The following is a 20,863-nucleotide window of genomic DNA, read 5'->3' on the forward strand; positions in this document are numbered from 1 at the left end:
CGAGGAACCCACCACAGGGGACCAGCTCTCCGCCGATCGCTCCATGAGTCGATATGCAATTGTGCGGTCGACATGCGTCGACCGCATCCCAGCCTATCAGCGGCGCCCGCGAATCCCTCGTGATCGGCCGTGCCGTCGGTTCCGACATCGTCCGGTCATCCGCGGTTCACCACCCGGTCGCCCGCGGGAGAGGAGCATCCGCTGTCCTGAGTGAATGCGCATGTCAGTGATCGGATGCGGGTACCTCGGTGCCGTGCACGCCGCCGCGATGGCCTCGATCGGACACGACGTCGTCGGCATAGACGTCGACGAGCGGAAGGTCGCCGCGCTCGCGGACGGTGTGGCGCCGTTCTTCGAGCCGCAACTGGGCGAACTCCTGCAGGAGGGTCTCGCGAGCGGGAGGCTGAGGTTCAGCACGGACATGTCGGATGCCGCGGGATCCGACATCCACTTCCTCGCCGTCGGCACTCCGCAGATCGTCGGCGGCCACGCGGCCGACCTCCGGTTCGTCGATGCGGCGATGTCGGCGCTCCTCGCCCACCTGCGGCCAGGCGACGTCGTCGCCGGCAAGTCGACGGTGCCCGTCGGCACCGCGGAGCGGCTCGCATCGCAGATGGCCGGGTCGGGGGCGACGCTCGTGTGGAACCCGGAGTTCCTGCGAGAGGGGTGGGCCGTGCACGACACGCTCACGCCCGACCGGCTGGTGGTGGGCGTCCCCTCAGGCCCGGACGGCGAACGCGCTGCCGACCTGCTCCGAGAGGCATACCGCCCGGCTCTCGAAGCCGGGACGCCCTTCCTGATCACCGACCTCGCCACGGCGGAGCTGGTGAAGGGCGCGGCGAACGCGTTCCTCGCCACGAAGATCTCGTTCATCAACGCGATGGCCGAGATCGCGGAGGCCGCCGGCGCCGATGTCACCCTGCTCGCCGACGCCATCGGCCATGACGGTCGGATCGGTCGCCGCTACCTGGGATCCGGTATCGGCTTCGGCGGCGGCTGCCTCCCCAAGGACATCCGCGCCTTCGCCGCACGCGCCGAAGAGCTCGGGCGGGGCGAGGCGGTCGGCTTCCTCCGCGAGGTCGACTCGATCAACCTGCGGCGCAGGGATCGAGCGGTCCGACTCGTCGTCGACGCCCTCGGCGGCCTCGTCTTCGGACGCCGGATCGCCGTGCTCGGCGCTGCTTTCAAGCCGTTCAGCGACGATATCCGCGACTCTCCGGCGCTCGATGTCGCCGTGCGGCTGCGTGGACTGGGCGCAGACGTCGTCGTCACCGATCCCGCCGCCCTCGCGAACGCGGAGGCCGCGCATCCGCAGCTCGGCTATGCGGCCGAGCGCGATGACGCTCTCCGGGATGCGGATGCCGTGGTGATCGTCACCGAGTGGGACCTCTACCGCCGCGACCTGACGCCGGAGCACGCCGGGTCGCTCGTCGCGGGACGGATCGTGATCGACGGCCGCAACTGCCTGGATGCCGCCGCCTGGCGTGCGGCCGGGTGGAAGTACCACGGCATGGGGCGTCGCTGACCCGACTCGCACCACCGGACGTCGCGGCGCTCGGCCGCGACGCTCAGCCGACCTCGACGCTCCGGGGCGCGGAGGACCGCCCGAGGTAGACGTAGTCGTCGTGCTTGGCCGCCCGGCCGTCACCGGCGGCGCGCCCTCGCAGCCGGCGCCATGCCCAGGGAAGCGCGTGCCGTCGCCACCACAGCCCCGCGCCGATCCGCTCGTGCTCGTGCAGTGCGGCGTCCAGGGCACCCAGCGCCTCGGCGTGCGGGACTCCGAGCACCTCGCCCGCCCGGTAAGCGAGGAAGCGGTGCCCTCGACTGCTGAGATGCACGAGGTCCTCCCCCAGTTCTCCCGGTCCGGCAGCCTGGGGTGCAGGTCGGTGTCGATGAGTATCGCGCCCGTGCGCGTCGCGATGCCGGCGAGCGCGACGGCGAACGCCGCGAACCGTCGCGTATAGATCGACGCCGCGCGCCGTCGAGGCAGGAACGGCGTGACGAGCACGACATCCGCTCCGGCGCTCCTCAGGCGCACCACTGCGTCTTCGAGCTCCGCGGCGAGCGCGGGCACGTCGACGGTCGGCTTCACGAGGTCATTCGCGCCGATGAGGATCGAGACGAGGTCGGGTCGGAGTTCCAGCGCCCTGGGCAGCTGGATGGTGCAGACGTCGCGGACGCGCTTCGACCGGATCGCGAGGTTCGCGTAGTGGAGTCCACCCCTTGCGGAGAGCAGAAGTGCGAGTCGGTCGGCCCATCCCCGCAGGGCTCCATCGGGCGCCGGATCGCAGAGGCCTTCGGTGAGCGAGTCGCCGAGTGCGACGTAGCGGCGCCACGGTCGACGCTCGACCGGAGCCGAGGTCTCGGGACGGGTGGCGCGGCGAGCGCTCAGACCGGAGTCGACGGCACGCAGCGCGCGCGCCTCCTCGAAGTGTCCGAGCAGCTGGTCGCAGACACTCGCCCAGCTGCGCTCCTGCACTGACAGGCATCCTGCGTCGCCGAAGGCGCGACGCTTGCGGGCGTCTCCGACGAGGTCGGCGACCCGCATCCGAAGGTCGTCGAGGTCACCAGGGCGGTAGAGCCAGCCGTCGATCCCCATCCGCACCAGATCGAGTGGTCCTCCCCGCCCTGTGGCGACCACCGGCACTCCGCTCGCATGAGCTTCCTGGAGGGTCTGGCCGAAGGTCTCGCTCTCCCCTGGGTGCACGAAGATGTCGAACGAGGCCATGGCCGCCGCAAGGCTGTCGCCCTCGAGATGACCGAGGAAGAGCGCGGACGGCACCTTCGCCTCCAGCTTCGCTCTGGAGGGGCCGTCACCGACGATCACGAGTCGGACCCCCGGGAGGTCCTGCAGGACGGCCAGGTCCTCCACCTGCTTCTCAGGGGCGAGGCGGCCGACGTATCCGATCACCACGGGCGCATCCCACCCTGCGCGCAGCGCGGCGCTGCGCCGAGACGGCTGGAAGCGCTCGGCATCCACTCCCCTGCCCCAGCGCCGCACCCTGTCCACTCCGAGGGCGGCGAGCTGACTCGCGGACTCGGCCGAGGGCGCGAGCGTCAGCGTCGCCCGCCGGTGCAGCCTCGCGATGTGGGTCTGGGCGAATCCGGTCGTCGCCGGCACCCGGTACCGCTCGGTGTAGGCGGCGACATCCGTCTGGTAGGCGGCGACGGAGGCGATGTCGAGCTGCTCCGCGGCGAGCGCCCCTCGCCACCCGAGGGCGAACGGGGAGGCGAGATGCACGACGTCGGGGTGGAAACGCCGCAGCGACGCGGCGACTCTGCGGGCCGGTGACGTACCCACCCGCACTCCCGGGTAGCCCGGGAGTGCGAGGCTGGGAATGGGTTCGATCGCGACCTCGCCGATCGCCGTAGGCATGCCGACGGCATCCGGGGCGATCACGTGCGCCTCGTGCCCGGTGCGCTCGAGGTGTCTGAGGATCTGCAGCACGGATCCGGTCACACCGTTCATGTGCGGAAGGAAGGACTCTGTCACGATCGCGACTCTCACATCCCCAGGATGCAGCGCGATGACGCCTCGGGAACGCGGAACCCCACCGGAGCACCAGAAGTTCACCGGATGCTGGATCGCCGGTCACCGGCTATCCCGCCGTCGGTTGCCGTTCACCTGCGGACCGCACTGTGGAGGTGTGCCCTCCGACCTGCTCTCCGGCCCGTGGAGCCTGGCGATCATGGTCCTGCTCGTCTTCGGCGACGCGTTCTTCGTGATCGTCCCTGGTGAGATCGCCGTCACCGCGCTCGGCGCACTGAGCTCGACGGCGGGTACCCCACCGCTCTGGAGCGTGGTGGTCTGCGCGGCCGTCGCCGCCGCTGCCGGAGACGTCTGCTGCTACCTGATCGGGCGCACGGTCGGCACCGAACGCTGGGCCTGGATGCGGGCTCCACGCGTGCAGCGCGCTCTGGGGTGGGCACGACGACGGCTGGACGGTGGCACGGCGACCGTGCTGTTCACGGCGCGGTTCGTTCCGTTCGCGCGGCTCGCGATCAACCTGGTCGCCGGCGCCTCGCGTCTCCCGGTCGGCCGGTACCTCTGCCTGGTCTCCCTCGCCGCACTCGGATGGGCGGCGTACCAGGCCTCCGTCGGTGCCGTGGTCGCAGTGCTCGTGCCAGGCGGCCCGGTGGTGGCCGTCGTGGTCTCGGTCGCGGTCGCAGTCGCCCTGGGCGCCGCGATCGACGTCGTGTCCCGCCGCCTGCGCCGGTGATCTCGCATCGACACCAGGCGTGGCATAGGCTGGCGAGCATGAGCACCGACGATGGCGCCTCCTCCACCGAGGAGATGAAGCGCAAGTTCAAGGAAGCGCTCGAGAAGAAGAACGCGCACCACCGGCAGGGCGAGTCCCACCTGGATGGCGACTCCGCCGTCCACGGCGCGGCAGCTCCGCAGACGCGGCGCGAGTTCCGACGCAAGAGCGGTTGACCACACGGATGCGGGAGCCGACGACCGTCGACTCCCGCATCCCCTTCGGTGGAGCAGGGCTCAGGTGCTGCTCAGGCCTGTCTGTCAGCCCTGCGCGGCGCGAGCCCGAGCCCGCTCCTCCTTGGCTGCCATCTCATCGAGCGCCGACTCCTTGAGCCCCTGGATGTCGACGGCTGCGCGCTCGTCCGTCATCCCGTGCTCGTCGACGCCGTCGAGCTGCGACTCCTCGAACGGGATCGCCCCGCTCAGCACCTGCTGCACACGCTCCCGGTCGATCTGGCGGGTCCAGGTGCCGATGAGCAGGGTCGCGACCGCGTTACCGGTGAAGTTGGTCAGCGCACGTCCCTCGGACATGAAGCGGTCGATGCCCACGATCACACCGACGCCGTCGACCAGGTCGGGTCGGTAGGCCTGCAGTCCGCCGGCGAGCGTGGCGAGCCCCGCCCCTGTCACGCCGGCCGCCCCCTTGCTCGCGATGATCATGAAGACGAGCAGGCCGATCTGCTCGCCGATCGACATCGGCTGCCCCATCCCGGTGGCGATGAAGAGCGAGGCCATCGTCAGGTAGATGGCGGTGCCGTCGAGATTGAAGGAGTAGCCGGTCGGCACCGTGATGCCGACCACCGGCTTGGAGACGCCGATGTGCTCCATCTTGGCGATGAGCCGCGGCAGCGCGGATTCGGACGACGAGGTGCCCACGATCAGCAGGTACTCCCTGGCGAGGTACTTCACCAGGCTGAAGATGTTGACCCGCGTCACCGCGAACAGCAGCGTGCCCAGCACGACCACGATGAAGACGATGCACGTGATGTAGAACGCGACCATGAGCACGCCCAGGCTCCAGATCGCCGCGATGCCCGTCTTGCCGACGACCGCCGCGATGGCGCCGAACGCTCCGAGCGGTGCGAGCCACAGGATCATGCCGAGGATGCGGAAGACGAGCTTCTGCAGGTTCTTCACCGCATCCATGATGGGAGCGCCGCGTTCGCCGAGCCCCTGGAGCGCGAAGCCGACCAGCAGGGCGATGAACAGCACCTGCAGCACGCTCTCGCCGGTGAAGGCCGAGAAGAACGTCGTCGGGATGATGCCGAGGATGAACTCCGTGGTCGTCTTGGCCTCGGTCTCGGTCGCGTCGTACGACGAGTTCGCCATGTCGAGACCGGCACCCGGGTGGATGATGTTGCCGACCACCAGGCCGATCGCGAGTGCGAACGTGGACATCACCATGAAGTACAGCAGCGCCAGGCCGCCGATCTTGCCCACGGTCGCCGCCTTCGCGATCGAGCCGACGCCCACCACGATGGTGCAGAAGATGATCGGCGCGATCATCATCTTGATGAGCGAGACGAAGCCCTTGCCGATCGGCTCCAGACTCTGACCGACCTCCGGCCAGATGAGCCCGACAGCTGCTCCGAGGACGACCGCGATGATCACCGACACGTACAGCCAGGTGTGCCGGTCCCACGCCTGCTTGCCTCGGCGCCAGTGGAATCCGGGAAGGGAGAACCCTGTCGTGATGGCCATGTTTTCCTCCTTGAGCATGAACGTCTTCGTCACATGAGCGTCGGCTGCGTCGCCGTCGGTACGTTCACCGTCCTCGACTTCCCCTCGGCACGCCATTTGTGGTCGTATTGGTCCCTACCGAGATCACGACCCCCGCGATCACCGTCGATCGGAAGGATGCGATGAGACCCGCCCGCAGCACGGCATCACGGGTGTTCCTCGTGCTCATCGCCGCAGCGGTCGTGGTCGGCGCCCTCGTGGCCGTCTTCCTGGTCGTCGACGCGCAGCGCGCCACCCACACCGAGGCCGAGCGGGTCACTGCGGCGACAGCCGTGACGCTCGCCGCGTCGCCGCTCGTGGTCGAGACGCTCAGGGATCTGGATCCCGACGATGCGACCCGCACGCTGGAGCCGTACGCCCTCGACGTCGTCGCCGGGGCCAGCCTCGACTTCGTGACCATCATGCTGCCGGACGGCACCCGGATCACCCATCCCGACGTGGATCGCATCGGCGAGCGCTATCTCGGCACGATCCCCGACCGACCGGTCGCCCACACAGAGGTCTTCACCGGGACGCTCGGGCCCTCCGTCCGCACGATCGTCCCCGTCCGGACGGCGGACGACGAGCTGATCGGCTGGGTGTCTGCGGGGGTGACCATCGAGTCGATCTCGGAGACCCTCGTGCGCCGCCTCCCCCTGTCGATCGGCATCACCGTCGGCCTGATCGCGCTCGGGGTGCTCGGAGCCCTCGTCGCCCGCCGGGTGACCAGGCGGATCGCCGGCGACCTGCCGCCCGGACAGGTGCGCGACGCGGTGGCATCGTACGAGTCGCTGCGCACTCTCGGGGACGCGCTGCGCGCCCAGACGCACGAGCACGGCAACCGCATGCACACGGCGGTCGCTCTGATCGAGCTGGGACGCAGCGGCGAGGCGATCGAGATCCTGACCGAGACGTCGCGGCAGAGCCAGTCCCTCGTCGACCAGGTGACGGCGCGCCGGGCCGGAGATCCCGCAGTCGGGGCGCTGCTGCTCGGCAAGGCGTCGCAGGCCAAGGAGCGGGGCATCGACTGGCACGTGCGCATCGAGCCCGAGACTCCGAAGTCCCCGTTGACCCCCGTCGAGAGCGTCGCGGTCCTGGGGAATCTCATCGACAACGCGATGGATGCCGCCTCGCTCGCGGACGACCGCTGGGTCAGGGTGACGCTGGAGGCCGCCGACGCAGGCGGCATCGTGCTGGAGGTCTCCGACAGCGGCCCTGGCGTCGCGCCGGAGTTGCGCGAGCGGATCTTCGCCCAGGGCTTCTCGACCAAGCCCGCCGGAGCGCAGGGACGTGGTGTGGGTCTCGCGCTGGTCCATTCCGTGGTGCTCGGCGCCGGCGGCACGGTCGAGGTCTCCTCCGGCCCGACGACCTTCCGCGTCGTGCTCCCGCCGCCGAGAGGGGCGACGAAGCAGTGATCCGCACACTCCTGGTCGATGACGACCCGCTGACGCTCGAGCTGCACCGCACCTACCTCGAGCGGATCGAAGGCTTCGTGGTGGGCGGCGAGTGCACGGGCGCTCGCGCGGCCGTGCATGCCGTGCTCGATCGATCGACGGCCGAGCCCTTCGATCTCGTGCTCCTCGACATCACGATGCCGGACGGCTCGGGCATCGACGTGCTGCGGGCGCTGAGGGCGCGCTCCGCCTCCGTCGATGTGATCGCGATCACCGGGGTCAGGGATGCGGAGACCGTGCGGCAGATGGCGGCCCTGGGCGTCTACCAGTACCTCGTCAAGCCGTTCCCGTTCGCCAGGTTCCAGGAGCGTCTGATCGACTACCGCACCCATCGGGAGCAGGCTCGAGCGACCGCCGGCGAGGCCACCCAGGCCGAGATCGACGCGCTGCTGGGTCGCGCGACCGGGACGGTCGCCGTTCCCAAGGGACTGTCGGCGGACACGCTGCAGAGGGTGACGAGCGCAGTGCGTCGCGGCCCTGCACTGTCCGCCACCGAGGCTGCCGAGCTACTGGGCATGTCCAGGGTCGCGGTACGGCGATACCTCGAGCACCTCGCCTCGACGGGCGTGCTCGTGCGCAGCGCGCGCTACGGCGCCCGCGGACGACCCGAGACCGAGTACGGCTGGAAGCGACGCGAGGACGAAGCCGACTGATCTCGACGCGCCGTCAGCGCGGGAGCCGTCCTTCGTGCAGCAGCTGCTCGGGGTCTGTCTCGCCGCGCAGCGCGCGCAGCCGATCGATCGCCGCGGAGTCGCCGCAGCCGTCGAGGGTCTGGTCAGGGCCGAGGAAGGTCGGGACGGTGTGCGGTGCGAGCGCGTGCGCCAGCACGTCGCCGAAACCTCGCACGCTCGCGTCCCCTGGTTCGGCGGGCACCCCGGGGAGATTCGGAACGAGCGCATGCACGAGCCACCGCGCGTCGACGAGCGAGGCGAAACCCGCGCGTCGAGGGGCGTCGAGTGCACCGCCGAGCATCCGCAGGTCGATGCCCATGATCGGCCACTGCTCCGGACGTCCTCGGAACTCGACGAGAGCATCGATCGTGTCGTCGTCGAGTGCGGACAACGCCGCGGACGCCCCTCGACCCGGCGTCGGCTCGGTCGGCTCCGGACTCGCGTCGGCGATGGTCCGAGGAGTCGTCGCTCCCGTCATCTCCCGCTGTACGGTGCCCGCGGCCCTGATGCGGTCGATCAGCGCCTCGGCGGGCCCCTGAGTGGACAGCGCCTGGACGGTGACGAAGCTCCGCCCGCGGATCTCGGCCGGAAGCTGCGGGGCGTCGGGCATGCGCATCGAGTTGAGGAACACGTTCAGCGACGACGGCGCATCGGCCACGAGATCGCGCACGGCGCGGATCACCGCCGTCGCGTCCGCAGCATCGAACGTCAGCCCTGCGCCCCACACCGACGGCGCGGGGACGAGATCGATCTCGAGCGCAGTGACGACCCCGACGACACCGCCGGCACCGCGGATCGCCCACATGAGGTCGGGATCGCTGTCGTCGTCGACCCGCTCGTGCGTGCCGTCTGCGCGCAGCAGCCAGACCGCACGCAGGTTGTCCGACCCGAGGCCCGCCGTGCGGCTGGACCAGGAGTGGCCCCCGCCGAGCGTGTACCCCGCGACGCTGACGACGGGACTCGTGCCGGCCGGCGCGACCCAGCCCGTGCCCTCGAGCGCGTCGACCACGGTTCCCCAGCGCACCCCGCTGCCGACGCGCACGATGCCGGCGCCCAGGTCGACGGACAGCTCGTCGAACGCGGTCATCCGCACGATCACGGCGCCGGCGAGGTCGCCGGAGGCTCCGTGACCGCTGGGCTGCACCGCCAGCGTCACGCCCGCATCGCGGGCGGCGTGCAGCAGGGTGCGCAGGTCGTCGACGTCGGCGGGAGCGGCCACACCGGCCGGATGCTGCTCGACGGCCAGGTTCCACGGCCTGCGCGCCGCGTCGTACTGCTCGTCGTCGGGAAGGAGGAGAGATCCGCTCAGCGCGGTTCGCGCGTCGTCCAGGACAGAGAGAGGGGCCATGACGTCACCGTACGATGCCCCTCGGACATTGTCGATGCCACCATGGCCCCACCGCGGGGAACGACGCGAGCGGTCACTCCCCCGCGAGGCCCCCGAGCATGTGCCCGAAGGAACGTCCCTCGCCGAGATAGGTCGCAGGATCGTACGGGTCCTCGACGGTCGCCGTCTCCCGTCGGGCGATCGCGTCCGCGAGCTCGCGCGCGCCCTTCTCCACCCGCTTCGCGAGCGGGGCCACCTGATCGGCGGCTGCACCCCAGTCGCTCGACGCCGCGAACACGCCCGTCGACACCGCGTCGGCGTGCAGGTAGGCGAACAGCGGACGGATGGCGTAGTCGATCGCCAGCGAGTGCCGCGCGGTTCCGGCGTTCGCGCCGATCAGCACGGGCTTGCCGGTGAGCGCGTCGGGATCGAGCACGTCGATGAACGACTTGAAGAGTCCGTTGTAGCTCGTCGAGAAGATCGGCGTGACGGCGATGAGGCCATCCGCCGACACCACGGTGTTGATCGCGGTCTCGAGGGCGGCCGGTGCGAAGCCGGTGAGCAGGTTGTTCGTGATGTCGTGCGCGTAGTCGCGCAGCTCGATCACGTCGACGCTCGCTTCGATGTCGTGTCCAGCCAGGGCCTTCACGGTCTCGGCCGCGAGACGATCCGCGAGCATCCGGGTCGACGAGGGATTCGACAGACCGGCGGACACGACTGCGATCCGACGCATCGTCATCTCACGCCTCCTTCCGGGCGAGACCGAAGGCCGCGCCGGCGGGCGCCGGCGAGTCCTGGTAGGGCGAGTCGCCGGTCAGGTTGTCGCCCCGGTTCGCACCAGGACGGGCCTGACGCGTGGGACCGTCTCCGAACTCCGCCTTCACGCGCGAAGCGTGAGTGGGTGCGTCGGGCACCGTGACAGGGCGGTCCTTCGCGAGCTCCTTGCGCAGCACCGGGACGACCTCAGAGCCGAGGATGTCGAGCTGCTCGAGCACCGTCTTCAGCGGCAGACCGGCGTGATCGATGAGGAAGAGCTGACGCTGATAGTCGCCGTAGTGCTCGCGCATCGCGGCGTAGCGGTCGATCACCTGCTGAGGGGACCCAACGGTCAGCGGGGTCATCTCGGTGAAGTCCTCCATGCTCGGCCCGTGACCGTAGACAGGGGCGTTGTCGAAGTACGGACGGAACTGATTCACAGCATCCTGCGACTTCGCGGCCATGAACACCTGTCCGCCGAGCCCGACGATCGCCTGCTCGGGCGTTCCGTGTCCGTAGTGCGCGAACCGCTGACGGTACAGCTCGATCAGGCGCTGGTAGTGCTCCTTCGGCCAGAAGATGTTGTTGGCGAAGAAGCCGTCGCCGTAGTAGGCCGCCTGCTCGGCGATCTCGGGCGTGCGGATCGACCCGTGCCAGACGAAGGGTGCGATACCGTCGAGCGGACGCGGCGTCGAGGTGAAGCCCTGCAGCGGCGTGCGGAACTTGCCCTCCCAGTTCACGACGTCCTCACGCCACAGCTTGTGCAGCAGCGCGTAGTTCTCGATCGCGAGCGGAAGGCCCTGACGGATGTCCTGGCCGAACCAGGGGTACACCGGGCCGGTGTTGCCGCGGCCGAGCATGAGGTCCATGCGGCCGTCCGAGACGTGCTGCAGCATCGCATACTCCTCGGCGATGCGGACCGGGTCGTTGGTCGTGATGAGGGTCGTCGAGGTCGACACGATCAGCCGCTCGGTCTGCGCCGCGAGGGCGGCGAGGAACGTCGTGGGGCTCGATGACCAGAACGGAGGGTTGTGGTGCTCGCCGATCGCGAAGACATCGAGTCCGACCTCTTCGCTGTGCTTGGCGATCGCGAGGGTCGCCTTGATCCGCTCCTGCTCACTCGGCGTCTCGCCCGTGGTCGGGTCGCGGGTGATGTCGCTGACCGACATGATGCCGAACTGCACCGGGACGCCTGCCTGCTCGCTCATGATTGCTCCGTCTTCTCCGAATCGGATGCCCTGCATCCGGTTCTATTCATTTGAATGTATCTGAGTCAACGCGATGCGAGCAACTTTATTCCCCGAGTAGCCTCGGAGGATGAACAGTGCCGGAGCCGACGCGACGACCCCCGCCACCGGATCCGTGCAGAAGCCCCGCAGACGGGTCCCCTTCTGGGACAACGCCCGCTACGCCTGCATCGTCCTGGTCGTCCTGGGGCACGCCATCCAGCGTCTCACGTACGACTCCGACATCGCGCTGGCGTCCTACCTCGCGCTCTACGCGTTCCACATGCCCGCCTTCGCGATCATCTCGGGCTATTTCTCGAAGTCGGGATCGCCGACGCGCGTGCAGATGGCGCGCGTGATCACCGACATCCTCGTCCCGTACGTCATCTTCGAGTTCCTGTGGACGCTCACGAAGTGGCTGGTCGAGGGGCAGGTGGGCCCCAACCTCACAAAACCGTCGTGGACGCTGTGGTTCCTCCTCGCGCTCGGCATCTTCCGCCTGATCCTCCCCTATCTCGCGCTGCTGCGGTGGCCCCTGCTGTGGACCGTCATCATCTCGATCGGGGTGGGGTACCTCCCCAACGTCGACAGCACGTTCTCGCTCTCGCGCACGCTCGGACTGCTTCCCTTCTTCACCCTGGGGTGGTGGCTGCGAGAGCGCGACGTCGTCGCACGCTTCCGGCTGCTGGACCTGCGTCCGTGGTGGATCCGCGCGGTCAGCGTGCTGATCCTGGGTGGCACGGCATTCGCCGCCTGGAACTGGATCGATCTCTGGAAGGAGCTCGATCTGCGGCACTGGCTGTTCTACGAGGATGCCTACGCGGACCTCGGCGGCGAGCAGTGGTGGGCGGGCGGCGTCCGGATCGCACTGATGGTGCTCGCGGTGCTGCTCAGCGCGGCGTTCTTCGCTCTCATCCCGCGCGGGACCTACTGGTGGACGCGCTTCGGCCAGTACACGATGTACGTCTTCCTGCTGCACTCGTTCGTGCTGTACCCGTTCCGCGAGTCCGGTGCGCTGCGCGACCTCGACCCGACCTGGTTGTGGCTGCCGCTGGTCACCCTGCTCTCGGTCGTCCTCGCCCTGGCGCTCGCGACGAAGCCCGTCCGCTGGCTGTTCCGTCCTCTCGTGGAACCCCGCCCCCGCTGGCTCTTCGTCGATCCCGCGCTCGCCACTCGCGAGGGCCACCGCAGCGACCCGACCGGCTCTCGACGCCCGCGGCCGACCGAGCGCCCCATCGAACGCCCCGGCGAGAAGAAGTGACGCGCGCCGAACGGATCCGCGACAGGCTGGTCGCCCGAGCGGATGCCACGGGGTTCGACGCGCACGGCCTGCACGTCCTCGCCGGCGATGATGTCGCCGCGCACCGCTGGACGGCGGATGCACGGGAGGAGATCCACTCCGTCGCGAAGGGCGTGAGCGTCCTCGCGATCGGGCTGGCCGAGCACGAGGGGCTGCTCTCGCTGGATGATCCGGTGGGACGCCACCTCCCCGATCACGCACTGGGCGACGGCGTCGACGAGGTGACCCTCCGCCACCTCCTCTCGATGACCAGCGGTATCGACCTCCCCTGGTCGGAGACGATGATGACGGACTGGCCGGATCTCGCCGCGGAGTTCCTCGCACGACCGTCGCGCGGACGCGTCTTCCAGTACTCCAACGCCAGCACGTACACGGCGATGATGGCGCTGGCGGAGCAGGTCGGCGACATCGTCGACTACCTGCGGCCTCGGCTCCTCGAGCCGCTCGGCCTCGCCGACGTCGTCTGGGCGCGCTGCCCTCGCGGGCGCGTCCTGGGCGGCGAAGGGATCGCGCTGCGCACCGAGGAACTCGCCCGTCTCGGTCGCCTGATCAGAGACGGCGGGACCTGGGAGGGTCGCCGGCTCGTGCCGCGTGCCGTGATCGATGCCATGCGCTCGGACTGGGTGGTCGCCGGCCAGAACCCGGGCTACGCGCGATACGCGCTCAGCGGGTGGGACGGCCCTGGCCCCGTCTGGCGACTGCATGGCGCCTATGGCCAGCTGCTGGTCTTCGCCGGCGACACGGTCGTCACGGTCACGGCCGACGATCACTTCGGTGCGGATGCCTTCGTGGCCTTCATCGCCGAGGTCATCGGGGGTTGACGCTCGCGACGCGCCCGACGGCGGTCGCAGCGGTCATCGCGGCGACGGTCAGTCGAACAGGCCGGCTCCCACGTACGACCCCGGCTTCGCGCCTGCCGGAATCGCCCAGATCCCCGAGCCTACGTGCCGGATGTACTCGTTCATCCGGTCGGTGGAAAGCCGCCTCTGCAGCGCGATGAACTGCTGAGGATCCCGCTGATACGAGAGGAAGAAGAGCCCGGCGTCCAGCCGGCCGAGGTCGTTGTTGCCGTTGACGTAGTTGAAGCCGCGGCGGAGGATGCGGATGCCGTCGTTCTGGCTCGGATGCGCCAACCGCACATGCGCGTTCGCGTCGATCGCCGACCCGCCGAAATCCGGCGCGGCGAACTCGTCACCGCCGGACAGCGGCGCGCCGACGCCCTTGTCCCTCCCGATGATGGTGTCCTGTTCCGAGAGTCGCACGCGATCCCAGGTCTCGATGAGCATCGCGATCTTGCGCGCGACGAGGTAAGAGCCGCCCGCCATCCAGGACGGCTCGTCGGAGGCCGCCACCCAGACGCTCTCGTCGAGTGCTGCGGTGTCGTCGGCGAGGATGTTCGCCGTGCCGTCCTTGAATCCGAAGAGGTTGCGCGGAGTGGCCTGATCGGACGTCGTGCGCGACGTCTTGCCGAAACCGAGCTGCGACCATCGCAGCCGCGCACGCCCGAAGGCGATGCGGCTCAGGTTGCGGATGGCGTGCACCGCGACCTGCGGATCATCGGCGCACGCCTGGATGCAGAGGTCGCCGTGGGAGGTCTGCGGGTCGAGATCGTCACCGAGGAACGCCGGCAGGCGCTCCAACGACTCGGGGCGACGGCTCGCGATGCCGTACCTGTCGCCGTCCTCGTTCTGGAAGAGGCTCGGCCCGAGACCGAACGTGATCGTGAGACCGGATGCCGGGAGCCCCAGCGCCTCACCGGTGTCGTCAGGCGGCACCTCGGCGTCGCCGCCCACCGCCCCCGTCGCGCTCACCTCGAGCCCCTGCGTCATGCGCGAGGCGGCGTAGGTCCAGTCCTGGAGCAGCGTGATCAGGTCGTCGCGATCGGTGCGCGGCATCATGTCGAACGCTGCGAAGTGCAGATGCTCCTGCACGGGCGTCGTGATGCCCGCCTGGTGCGCGCCGAAGAACTCGTACGCGTTCTCGGCATCCGCCTCCGCTCTCGCCCTGCCGAGCGCGACACCTCCGGTGAGTCCTGCGCCCACGCCGACGGCGAGCGACGCGACTCCGCCTCCGAGCGCGAGCCCGAGCAGACCGCGCCTGCTGAGGCCTGTCGGCGGGGAGGCCGCGGCCGCCGACTCCTCAGGGGAATCGGCGGTCACGGCATCCTTCGAGAGTTCATCCACCTGCGAGATCGTACCTTCGTGTCAGTCCAGGACCGTGCCGGTGAGCTGTGAGAGCGGCTCGGCGAGGGCATTGATGAGGTCGGTGAACTCGCGCTTGTCGGCATCGGTCAGCTCGCCGTAGCCGACGAACCCGTCTGCGAGGGATCCGTGCGCTGCCAGCGACTCCTCGAGAGCGGCGTATCCGTCTTCGATCTCCGCGACCAGTGCCTCTCCGTCGTCGCCCTGGGCTGCGGCGAAGTCCTGCACCAGCGAGAAGGCCATCTTGGACCCCTCGACGTTCGCGGCGAAGTCGTAGAGATCGGTACCCGACCACCAGTCCTCCTCGCCCGAGATCTTGCCCGTCGCGACCTCGTCCAGCAGCGCGATGGCGCCGTTCGAGATGCCGCCGATCCCCTGATCCTCGAGTGCGGTCGTGAAGTCGTCCGAGTGCACGTAGTCGTAGAGCTCCTGCACATCGGCGAGCAGCTGGTCACCGTAGTCGGCGCGCTCCTCGGGGGTGGACGGAGCCCAGTCCTGCCACGCCGGAGTCTCGCCGTCGGCGTTGAGCGCATCCTTCGCGGGGACCCAGAGGTCCTTCTCGATGCGATGGAAGCCCGTCCAGTCGAGGCCCTCCGCCACGGCGTCGACCTCGCGGTAGTCGATGCGGGGGTCCAGCGTCCCGAGCGCTTCCGCGACCGGCTCGATGCGCTCGTAGAACGCGCGGGTCTGCGGGAACAGTGCGCGGGCCGTCTCGTCGTCCCCGGACTCGTAAGCGGCCACCAGCTCGTCGACCGAGGGCACGAGCTGTCCGACCTGATCCTTCACGAACGCCGCGTAGAGGTCGACCGCCTGCTGCTTCTGCTCGGCGTCCTCACCCTCCACCGCGACTCGCTCGCCGGTGACGGTGAACTCGGACTTGCCGACGCCCTCGCCGACCATGCCGGGCTTGCAGAGCGTGAAGTAGCTGCCCGGCTGGGCGACGACCGTGAGCGTCCGCGAGGCGGAGGGTGCGATGTTCTCGACCTCGCCGACGATGCGCAGTCCATCCTCGGCGAGCAGGTAGAACTCGGAGGTCTGTCCGCTCTCGTTCGACACGTCGAACGTGAGGGTGCCGCTCTCGGCCGTGGCCGAGGAGACCGTGCACGCGGAGTCGGTCGAGGAGACATCGAAGCTGGCGCCTGCCGCGACGTCGCTCTTGGCGACGCAGCCGCTGAGGACGAGAGCTGCGGCGCCGGCGGCGGCGACGGCACCGAGGATACGGAGAGAGGTGGTCATACTGCTCCTTGCTGGGTGAGAGTGGGGACCGATGGGTCCTGGACCACCGGTCCGGGCGCGGACGCGCGCGCGCCGGCGACCTTACGGGGGCGGAGGCCTCGGACGAAGAAGATGCCTACGACGAGCAGGTACAGCGCCCATGCCGCGACCTGGAGCCACGTCATGCGCGGCATGAACCCGATCGTCGCCTGGAGGATCGCTGCCCAGGCGCCGCTAGGAGCGACGACGTTCGACACGTCGAACGCCCAGCCGAACGGGAACGCGCCCCAGCCCAGTGCGACGGCGCCCGTGGCCGGGTCGAGAGGCGCAGCCGACGTGAACGGTCCGGGCAGGGCACCGGCCTCCTGCAGATCCATGATCGCGTAGGCGAGCACACCCGCGGCGACGATGACGAGGAACCCGCTGGTCCAGGTGAAGAATCGACGGAGGTCCAGACGCACGGCACCGCGCGCGAGCAGCCAGCCGATCGTCACGGCGGCCAGGATGCCGAGGACGGCACCGAGCAGCGCCGACGGGGTGTCGCCGAGCGACTGGACCATCGACCAGAGGAAGAGCGTCGTCTCGATGCCCTCTCTGGCGACGGAGACGAAGCCGACGGCGATCAGCGCCCAGATGCCGCCGTGCGTGAGCGCCCTGTCGACGCCGCCCTCGAGGGTGGCCTTCATGGTGCGCCCTGCCTTCTGCATCCAGAAGATCATCCAGGTGACCATTCCGACCGCGAGCACGGAGAGGAGTCCGCCGATCAGCTCCTGCGCCTCGAAAGTCAACGCGTACGCGCCGAACGTCAGGACCGCACCGATACCGAGCGAGAGCGCGACGGCGAGGCCGACCCCCGCCCAGAGCCGGGGAAGTGCGTCGCCTCGGCCGATCCGCCGCAGGTAGGCGACGAGGATGCCGACGACGAGCGCCGCTTCGAGGCCTTCGCGAAGACCGATCAGGAAAGTGGGAAGCACGGAGCGAACTCTCTGTAAGACTGAGGTAAGGCATCCCTTACCTCAGAGAGATTAGCACCAGATCCGGGACCTCCCGTGCACGCCCCCGTTAGGTAATCCAGCGCAACACTGCGTCCACCCCGTGCGTCGCCGATCTACGCTCGGTGAATGGCTGATCTCTCGCTTCCCATCCTCGACCTGTCCCAGCTGGATGCCGGCCCCGAGGCCGCGTCGCGGTTCCGCGACGACCTCAGGGCCGCGACCCACGACGTGGGGTTCTTCTACCTGACCGGAACCGGCGTCTCCCCCGAACTCGAAGCCCGCCTGCATCGTGCGGCGCTGGACTTCTTCGCGCTGCCCGAGGCCGACAAGCTCGCGATCGAGAACGTCAACAGCCCGCACTTCCGCGGGTACACCCGCGTGGGAGGCGAGCGCACCCAGGGCAAGGTCGACTGGCGGGAGCAGATCGACATCGGCCCCGAGCGCGAACCCGTCGAGGGCGGCCCTGCCTTCAACCGCCTCACCGGCCCGAACCTCTGGCCTGCGGCTCAGCCCGAGCTCAAGGAGGTCGTGTCGGAGTGGCACGACGCCCTCACCGAGATCGCCCGCAAGCTGCTGCGCGCCTGGGCGCTGACGCTCGGAGCGGACGAGTCGTACTTCGACGAGCCCTTCCGCGAGCCGTCGACCCTGATCAAGATCGTCCGCTACCCGGGCACTCACGAGCCGGAGCCCCAGCAGGGAGTGGGGGCGCACAAGGATTCGGGCGTGCTGACGCTCCTCTGGGTGGAGCCCGGCAAGGGCGGACTGCAGGTGGAGCGGAACGGTGAATGGGTGTCGGCCCCGCCCGTTCCCGGCGCATTCGTCGTGAACATCGGAGAACTGCTGGAGTACGCGACCGGCGGCTACCTCAAGGCCACGAATCACCGCGTGATCTCGCCACGGGCACCCGAGGAGCGCATCTCGATCCCGTTCTTCTTCAACCCCGCCCTCGACCAGCAGCTGCCGCTGCTCGAGCTGCCTGCCGATCTGGCCGCCGAGGCCACCGGTATCACTGAGGACCCGACCAACCCGATCCATGCCACCTACGGCGAGAACGCCATGAAGTCGCGGCTGCGCGCCCACCCCGACGTGGCAGCGATCCATCATCCTGATCTCGTCGGCGCGAAGGCCTGACCCGGGCGGGGGCTGGATGCGCACACGTCCGCCCCCGCCCCGGACATGACGAAGGCCGCCCCACACCTGGGACGGCCTTCTCAAGAATGTTCTGCGCGATTGTACGCTGGCTCGCTCCGCGTTATCGGCGAAGGCCCAGGCGTGCGATCAGCGAGCGGTAACGCTCGATGTCGACGCTCTGGAGGTAGCCGAGCAGACGACGGCGCTGACCCACGAGCAGGAACAGGCCACGACGCGAGTGGTGGTCGTGCTTGTGCTCCTTCAGGTGCTCCGTGAGGTCCTTGATGCGCTGCGTCAGCATCGCGGCCTGCACCTCGGGGGATCCGGTGTCACCGGGGTGCGTCGCGTACTCTTCGATGATCGCCTTCTTGACGTCTGCTTCCAGTGCCATAGATTCGATCCCCTCTCTGCTTGTTGCGCGGCGCCCGACGCCTGATGCGTGGGCTCTCTTTATCCGCGGCCGATCAAACGGCAACCTGACGAGTCTACCAGGCATCCACCCGCTCGGATGACCGCGTGCGCGGCCGCCGCTCGCGTCTCGGATACGCTCGGATCATGCATGACAGGCACCCGGCGTGAGCTCTGCGCGCAGCCACCTGATCGATCTCAGCCCCCTCAGGGCCAGCCCGGCATTCGCCCGCATGTGGATCGGCTCGGTGCTCGCAGGCATCGGCGGCCAGCTCACGATCGTCACCGTGATGCTGCACGTCTTCGAACTCACCGGCAGCACCTTCGCGGTGTCGATGATCGCCGTCGCTGGACTCGTTCCGATGATCCTCGCCGGTCTCTACGGCGGGATGCTCGCCGACGCATTCGACCGGCGGAAGGTGGCGCTCATCGCGGCGAGCGTGACGTTCGCATCGACGGCGCTGCTCGCCGCACTCACATGGACCGGATCGGAGACGATCTGGTGGCTGTATGCGCTCAGCATCATCAACTCGGCGGCGAACTCGGTCGGCATGGCCACGCGCACGGCGATCATCCCCCGCCTCATCCCCCGCGAGAAGCTCGCTGCCGCTTCGGCGCTGAACGGCGTCGCATTCGGGCTCACGGTGATGGCCGGACCCGCGGTGGCGGGCATCCTCGTCGCGCTCACCGGATACGGCTGGACCTACACGCTCGACGTGGTGCTCATGCTGTCGATGTTCCTCGGCCTATGGAGCCTTCCTGCGCTGCGCCCGGAGGGCGAGATCGTACGACCCGGCCTCGCGTCACTGGTCGACGGCTGGCGGTTCCTGCGGCGAGCGGGCAACATCCGGATGCAGTACGTCATCGACATCATCGCGATGACCTTCGGACAGCCGCTCGTGCTCTTCCCGGCCGTCGGAACGGTGATCCTCGGCGGAGGTGCGGTGACCACCGGCATCCTGACGGCCGCCGTGGCTGCCGGCACCTTCGCGTCGAGTCTGTTCTCGGGCCGGGTCGTGCAGTATCGCTGGCACGGACGCGGCATCGAGCGCGCGGTCGAGGCCTACGGGGCGTCGATCCTGCTGTTCGGCATCGTCCTGCTCATCGGCGCGATGTCCGGCTCAGCCACCGAGCAGGGCCCCGAGATCGGCCTGATCGTCGCGGCATGCGTCGCACTGGCGATCTCCGGCGCATCGGACAACGTCAGCTCGATCTATCGCAACACGATGATGCAGGCTGCCGTACCCGACGCCATGCGCGGGCGCCTTCAGGGCGTCTTCATCATCGTCGTCGCGGGCGGGCCGCGCATCGGCGCCCTCTATGCCGGCACGCTGGCGACGCTCACGACGCTGTGGTTCCCTCCCCTGCTGGGCGGCCTGCTCGTGATCACCCTGGTCGCGCTGCTCGCACGACGCAGCCCGCGATTCCGCGGCTACGACGCAGAGAACCCCGAGCCCTGAGGAGCCCGGGGTTCTCTGGATGAGTGAGATCAGTCCTGCTGCAGAGCACCCTGCAGGTCGAGGCTGATCGTGACGTCCTTGCCGACCAGCACGCCGCCCGTCTCGAGCGCGGCGTTCCAGGTCAGACCGAAGTCCTCGCGGTTGATGACCGTCTTCGCCGACGCGCCCGCCTTGTAGTTGCCCCACGGGTCGGAACCGAAGCCGCCGAAGTCGAGCTCGAAGCTGACCGGCTTCGTGATGCCGCGGATGGTGAGGTCGCCGTCGACGAAGAGCTCGCCGTTCTCGGCACGTGCGCCGGTGGAGACGAACTCCATCGTCGGGAAGTTCTCGGTGTCGAAGAAGTCGCCCGAACGCAGGTGGGTGTCGCGACCCTCGTCCTTGGTGTCGATCGAGGTGACGTCGACGCTGGCCTCGACGCGAGCGTCGAGCGGGTTCTCGGGAGCGATGAGAGTCGCGCTCTTGACGCCGAAGGTGCCGCGCACCTTGGAGATCATCATGTGACGCACGCTGAAGGTGACCTCGCTGTGCGACGGGTCGAGCACCCAGGTGCCTGCGCGGTAGCCGGGGATGTCGATGCTGGTCATGGTTTCTCCTCTGGAGAGATCGGCCGCTCGTGCGGCAAACGGATGAGGGGCCGCGTCCGCGGCGTCCCCTACATCAACTTACATGCACACGCATGTATTCCCGTGAATGCGGATTCTCTCTCCCTCGCATGCAGAAAGCGCCGTACCGGAGCGGTACG

The 20,863-nt window shown here is 69.1% G+C and carries 19 protein-coding genes and 1 pseudogene; 9 read left to right on the top strand and 11 right to left on the bottom strand.

The window, feature by feature from the left end; genetic code table 11:
• The first annotated feature begins 214 nt into the window (after window positions 1-214).
• Window positions 215-1,525 (top strand): UDP-glucose dehydrogenase family protein, encoded by a 1,311-nt coding sequence (locus tag BLW44_RS11480; protein WP_060925744.1) that lies wholly within the window; start codon window positions 215-217, stop codon window positions 1,523-1,525.
• Between the two features lie 43 nt (window positions 1,526-1,568).
• On the opposite strand, the gene BLW44_RS18265 is transcribed toward BLW44_RS11480, so the two are convergent.
• Together BLW44_RS18265 and BLW44_RS11485 are read right to left on the bottom strand one after the other, a co-directional pair.
• A complete protein-coding gene (locus BLW44_RS18265) occupies window positions 1,569-1,838 on the bottom strand; it encodes a hypothetical protein (protein ID WP_254775126.1) in 270 nt (89 codons plus the stop codon).
• Between the two features lie 71 nt (window positions 1,839-1,909).
• A pseudogene (locus tag BLW44_RS11485) lies at window positions 1,910-3,469 on the bottom strand (glycosyltransferase); the annotation flags it as partial.
• Between the two features lie 178 nt (window positions 3,470-3,647).
• Between BLW44_RS11485 and BLW44_RS11490 the strand changes: the two are divergent.
• Complete coding sequence (locus BLW44_RS11490) at window positions 3,648-4,220, top strand: DedA family protein (protein WP_245647340.1); 573 nt, start codon at window positions 3,648-3,650, stop codon at window positions 4,218-4,220.
• Between the two features lie 38 nt (window positions 4,221-4,258).
• Window positions 4,259-4,435 carry a DUF5302 domain-containing protein gene (locus BLW44_RS18020; RefSeq protein WP_167347446.1) on the top strand — a complete coding sequence of 59 codons (177 nt, stop codon included), beginning with the start codon at window positions 4,259-4,261 and terminating at the stop codon, window positions 4,433-4,435.
• A gap of 84 nt (window positions 4,436-4,519) precedes the next feature.
• Here the strand turns inward: BLW44_RS18020 and BLW44_RS11495 are convergent, their stop codons facing one another.
• Window positions 4,520-5,959: a cation:dicarboxylate symporter family transporter gene (locus BLW44_RS11495; RefSeq protein WP_060926020.1), complete on the bottom strand. Its 1,440-nt coding sequence runs from the start codon at window positions 5,957-5,959 to the stop codon at window positions 4,520-4,522.
• A 161-nt stretch (window positions 5,960-6,120) separates the two neighbouring features.
• On the opposite strand from BLW44_RS11495, the gene BLW44_RS11500 reads away from it, so the two are divergent.
• Window positions 6,121-7,392 carry a sensor histidine kinase gene (locus BLW44_RS11500; protein WP_060926019.1) on the top strand — a complete coding sequence of 424 codons (1,272 nt, stop codon included), beginning with the start codon at window positions 6,121-6,123 and terminating at the stop codon, window positions 7,390-7,392.
• Entirely contained in the window at window positions 7,389-8,084 is a 696-nt protein-coding gene (locus BLW44_RS11505) for a response regulator (protein WP_060925742.1), read from the top strand. Before BLW44_RS11500 ends, BLW44_RS11505 begins: the two co-directional genes overlap by 4 nt.
• A 13-nt stretch (window positions 8,085-8,097) precedes the next feature.
• Here BLW44_RS11505 and BLW44_RS11510 read toward each other — a convergent pair whose 3' ends face one another.
• From BLW44_RS11510 to BLW44_RS11520, 3 genes are all read right to left on the bottom strand, one after another.
• Window positions 8,098-9,450: an FAD-binding oxidoreductase gene (locus BLW44_RS11510; protein WP_060925741.1), complete on the bottom strand. Its 1,353-nt coding sequence runs from the start codon at window positions 9,448-9,450 to the stop codon at window positions 8,098-8,100.
• A 73-nt stretch (window positions 9,451-9,523) separates the two neighbouring features.
• On the bottom strand, window positions 9,524-10,168 hold the full coding sequence (locus tag BLW44_RS11515) for an FMN reductase (RefSeq protein WP_060925740.1): 645 nt from the start codon (window positions 10,166-10,168) through the stop codon (window positions 9,524-9,526).
• A gap of 1 nt (window position 10,169) precedes the next feature.
• A complete protein-coding gene (locus tag BLW44_RS11520) occupies window positions 10,170-11,393 on the bottom strand; it encodes an LLM class flavin-dependent oxidoreductase (RefSeq protein ID WP_060926018.1) in 1,224 nt (407 codons plus the stop codon).
• Between the two features lie 109 nt (window positions 11,394-11,502).
• Between BLW44_RS11520 and BLW44_RS11525 the strand changes: the two genes are divergently transcribed.
• Window positions 11,503-12,672: an acyltransferase family protein gene (locus BLW44_RS11525; RefSeq protein WP_060925739.1), complete on the top strand. Its 1,170-nt coding sequence runs from the start codon at window positions 11,503-11,505 to the stop codon at window positions 12,670-12,672.
• Window positions 12,669-13,532, top strand: a complete 864-nt coding sequence (locus BLW44_RS11530) for a serine hydrolase domain-containing protein (protein ID WP_060925738.1) — start codon at window positions 12,669-12,671, stop codon at window positions 13,530-13,532. The genes BLW44_RS11525 and BLW44_RS11530 overlap by 4 nt, the downstream gene beginning before the upstream one ends.
• A gap of 48 nt (window positions 13,533-13,580) precedes the next feature.
• Here BLW44_RS11530 and efeB read toward each other — a convergent pair whose 3' ends face one another.
• Genes efeB through efeU form a run of 3 tightly spaced genes read right to left on the bottom strand, consistent with a single transcriptional unit; the run spans window position 13,581 to window position 17,101 of the window.
• Entirely contained in the window at window positions 13,581-14,870 is a 1,290-nt protein-coding gene (gene efeB / locus BLW44_RS11535) for an iron uptake transporter deferrochelatase/peroxidase subunit (RefSeq protein WP_060926017.1), read from the bottom strand.
• Window positions 14,871-14,915: 45 nt separating this feature from the next.
• Window positions 14,916-16,148, bottom strand: coding sequence for an iron uptake system protein EfeO (gene efeO, locus BLW44_RS11540; RefSeq protein ID WP_060925737.1), 1,233 nt, complete (start codon window positions 16,146-16,148; stop codon window positions 14,916-14,918).
• Window positions 16,145-17,101 (bottom strand): iron uptake transporter permease EfeU, encoded by a 957-nt coding sequence (gene efeU / locus BLW44_RS11545; protein ID WP_060925736.1) that lies wholly within the window; start codon window positions 17,099-17,101, stop codon window positions 16,145-16,147. The genes efeO and efeU overlap by 4 nt, the downstream gene beginning before the upstream one ends.
• A gap of 147 nt (window positions 17,102-17,248) precedes the next feature.
• Between efeU and BLW44_RS11550 the strand changes: the two genes are divergently transcribed.
• Entirely contained in the window at window positions 17,249-18,253 is a 1,005-nt protein-coding gene (locus tag BLW44_RS11550) for an isopenicillin N synthase family dioxygenase (RefSeq protein ID WP_060925735.1), read from the top strand.
• Between the two features lie 121 nt (window positions 18,254-18,374).
• On the opposite strand, the gene rpsO is transcribed toward BLW44_RS11550, so the two are convergent.
• Window positions 18,375-18,644, bottom strand: a complete 270-nt coding sequence (gene rpsO, locus BLW44_RS11555) for a 30S ribosomal protein S15 (protein WP_017203073.1) — start codon at window positions 18,642-18,644, stop codon at window positions 18,375-18,377.
• Between the two features lie 184 nt (window positions 18,645-18,828).
• Here rpsO and BLW44_RS11560 point away from each other — a divergent pair, with 184 nt between their 5' ends.
• Complete coding sequence (locus tag BLW44_RS11560) at window positions 18,829-20,121, top strand: MFS transporter (RefSeq protein ID WP_060925734.1); 1,293 nt, start codon at window positions 18,829-18,831, stop codon at window positions 20,119-20,121.
• Between the two features lie 29 nt (window positions 20,122-20,150).
• Here the strand turns inward: BLW44_RS11560 and BLW44_RS11565 are convergent, their stop codons facing one another.
• Window positions 20,151-20,705 carry a YceI family protein gene (locus BLW44_RS11565; RefSeq protein ID WP_060925733.1) on the bottom strand — a complete coding sequence of 185 codons (555 nt, stop codon included), beginning with the start codon at window positions 20,703-20,705 and terminating at the stop codon, window positions 20,151-20,153.
• Between the last annotated feature and the right edge of the window lie 158 nt (window positions 20,706-20,863).

This window comes from Microbacterium hydrocarbonoxydans (genome assembly GCF_900105205.1).
GTDB classification, from domain to species: domain Bacteria; phylum Actinomycetota; class Actinomycetes; order Actinomycetales; family Microbacteriaceae; genus Microbacterium; species Microbacterium hydrocarbonoxydans.

What these genes read in the sequence shown, in the direction of transcription:
- BLW44_RS11525 (WP_060925739.1), top strand. Translation starts at nt 11,503, where the DNA reads ATGAACAGTGCCGGAGCCGACGCGACGACCCCCGCCACCGGATCCGTG.
- BLW44_RS11515 (WP_060925740.1), bottom strand. Translation starts at nt 10,168, where the DNA reads ATGACGATGCGTCGGATCGCAGTCGTGTCCGCCGGTCTGTCGAATCCC.
- BLW44_RS18020 (WP_167347446.1), top strand. Translation starts at nt 4,259, where the DNA reads ATGAGCACCGACGATGGCGCCTCCTCCACCGAGGAGATGAAGCGCAAG.
- efeO (WP_060925737.1), bottom strand. Translation starts at nt 16,148, where the DNA reads ATGACCACCTCTCTCCGTATCCTCGGTGCCGTCGCCGCCGCCGGCGCC.
- BLW44_RS11550 (WP_060925735.1), top strand. Translation starts at nt 17,249, where the DNA reads ATGGCTGATCTCTCGCTTCCCATCCTCGACCTGTCCCAGCTGGATGCC.
- BLW44_RS11495 (WP_060926020.1), bottom strand. Translation starts at nt 5,959, where the DNA reads ATGGCCATCACGACAGGGTTCTCCCTTCCCGGATTCCACTGGCGCCGA.
- BLW44_RS11500 (WP_060926019.1), top strand. Translation starts at nt 6,121, where the DNA reads ATGAGACCCGCCCGCAGCACGGCATCACGGGTGTTCCTCGTGCTCATC.
- BLW44_RS11565 (WP_060925733.1), bottom strand. Translation starts at nt 20,705, where the DNA reads ATGACCAGCATCGACATCCCCGGCTACCGCGCAGGCACCTGGGTGCTC.
- rpsO (WP_017203073.1), bottom strand. Translation starts at nt 18,644, where the DNA reads ATGGCACTGGAAGCAGACGTCAAGAAGGCGATCATCGAAGAGTACGCG.
- BLW44_RS11480 (WP_060925744.1), top strand. Translation starts at nt 215, where the DNA reads ATGCGCATGTCAGTGATCGGATGCGGGTACCTCGGTGCCGTGCACGCC.
- BLW44_RS11520 (WP_060926018.1), bottom strand. Translation starts at nt 11,393, where the DNA reads ATGAGCGAGCAGGCAGGCGTCCCGGTGCAGTTCGGCATCATGTCGGTC.
- BLW44_RS11510 (WP_060925741.1), bottom strand. Translation starts at nt 9,450, where the DNA reads ATGGCCCCTCTCTCTGTCCTGGACGACGCGCGAACCGCGCTGAGCGGA.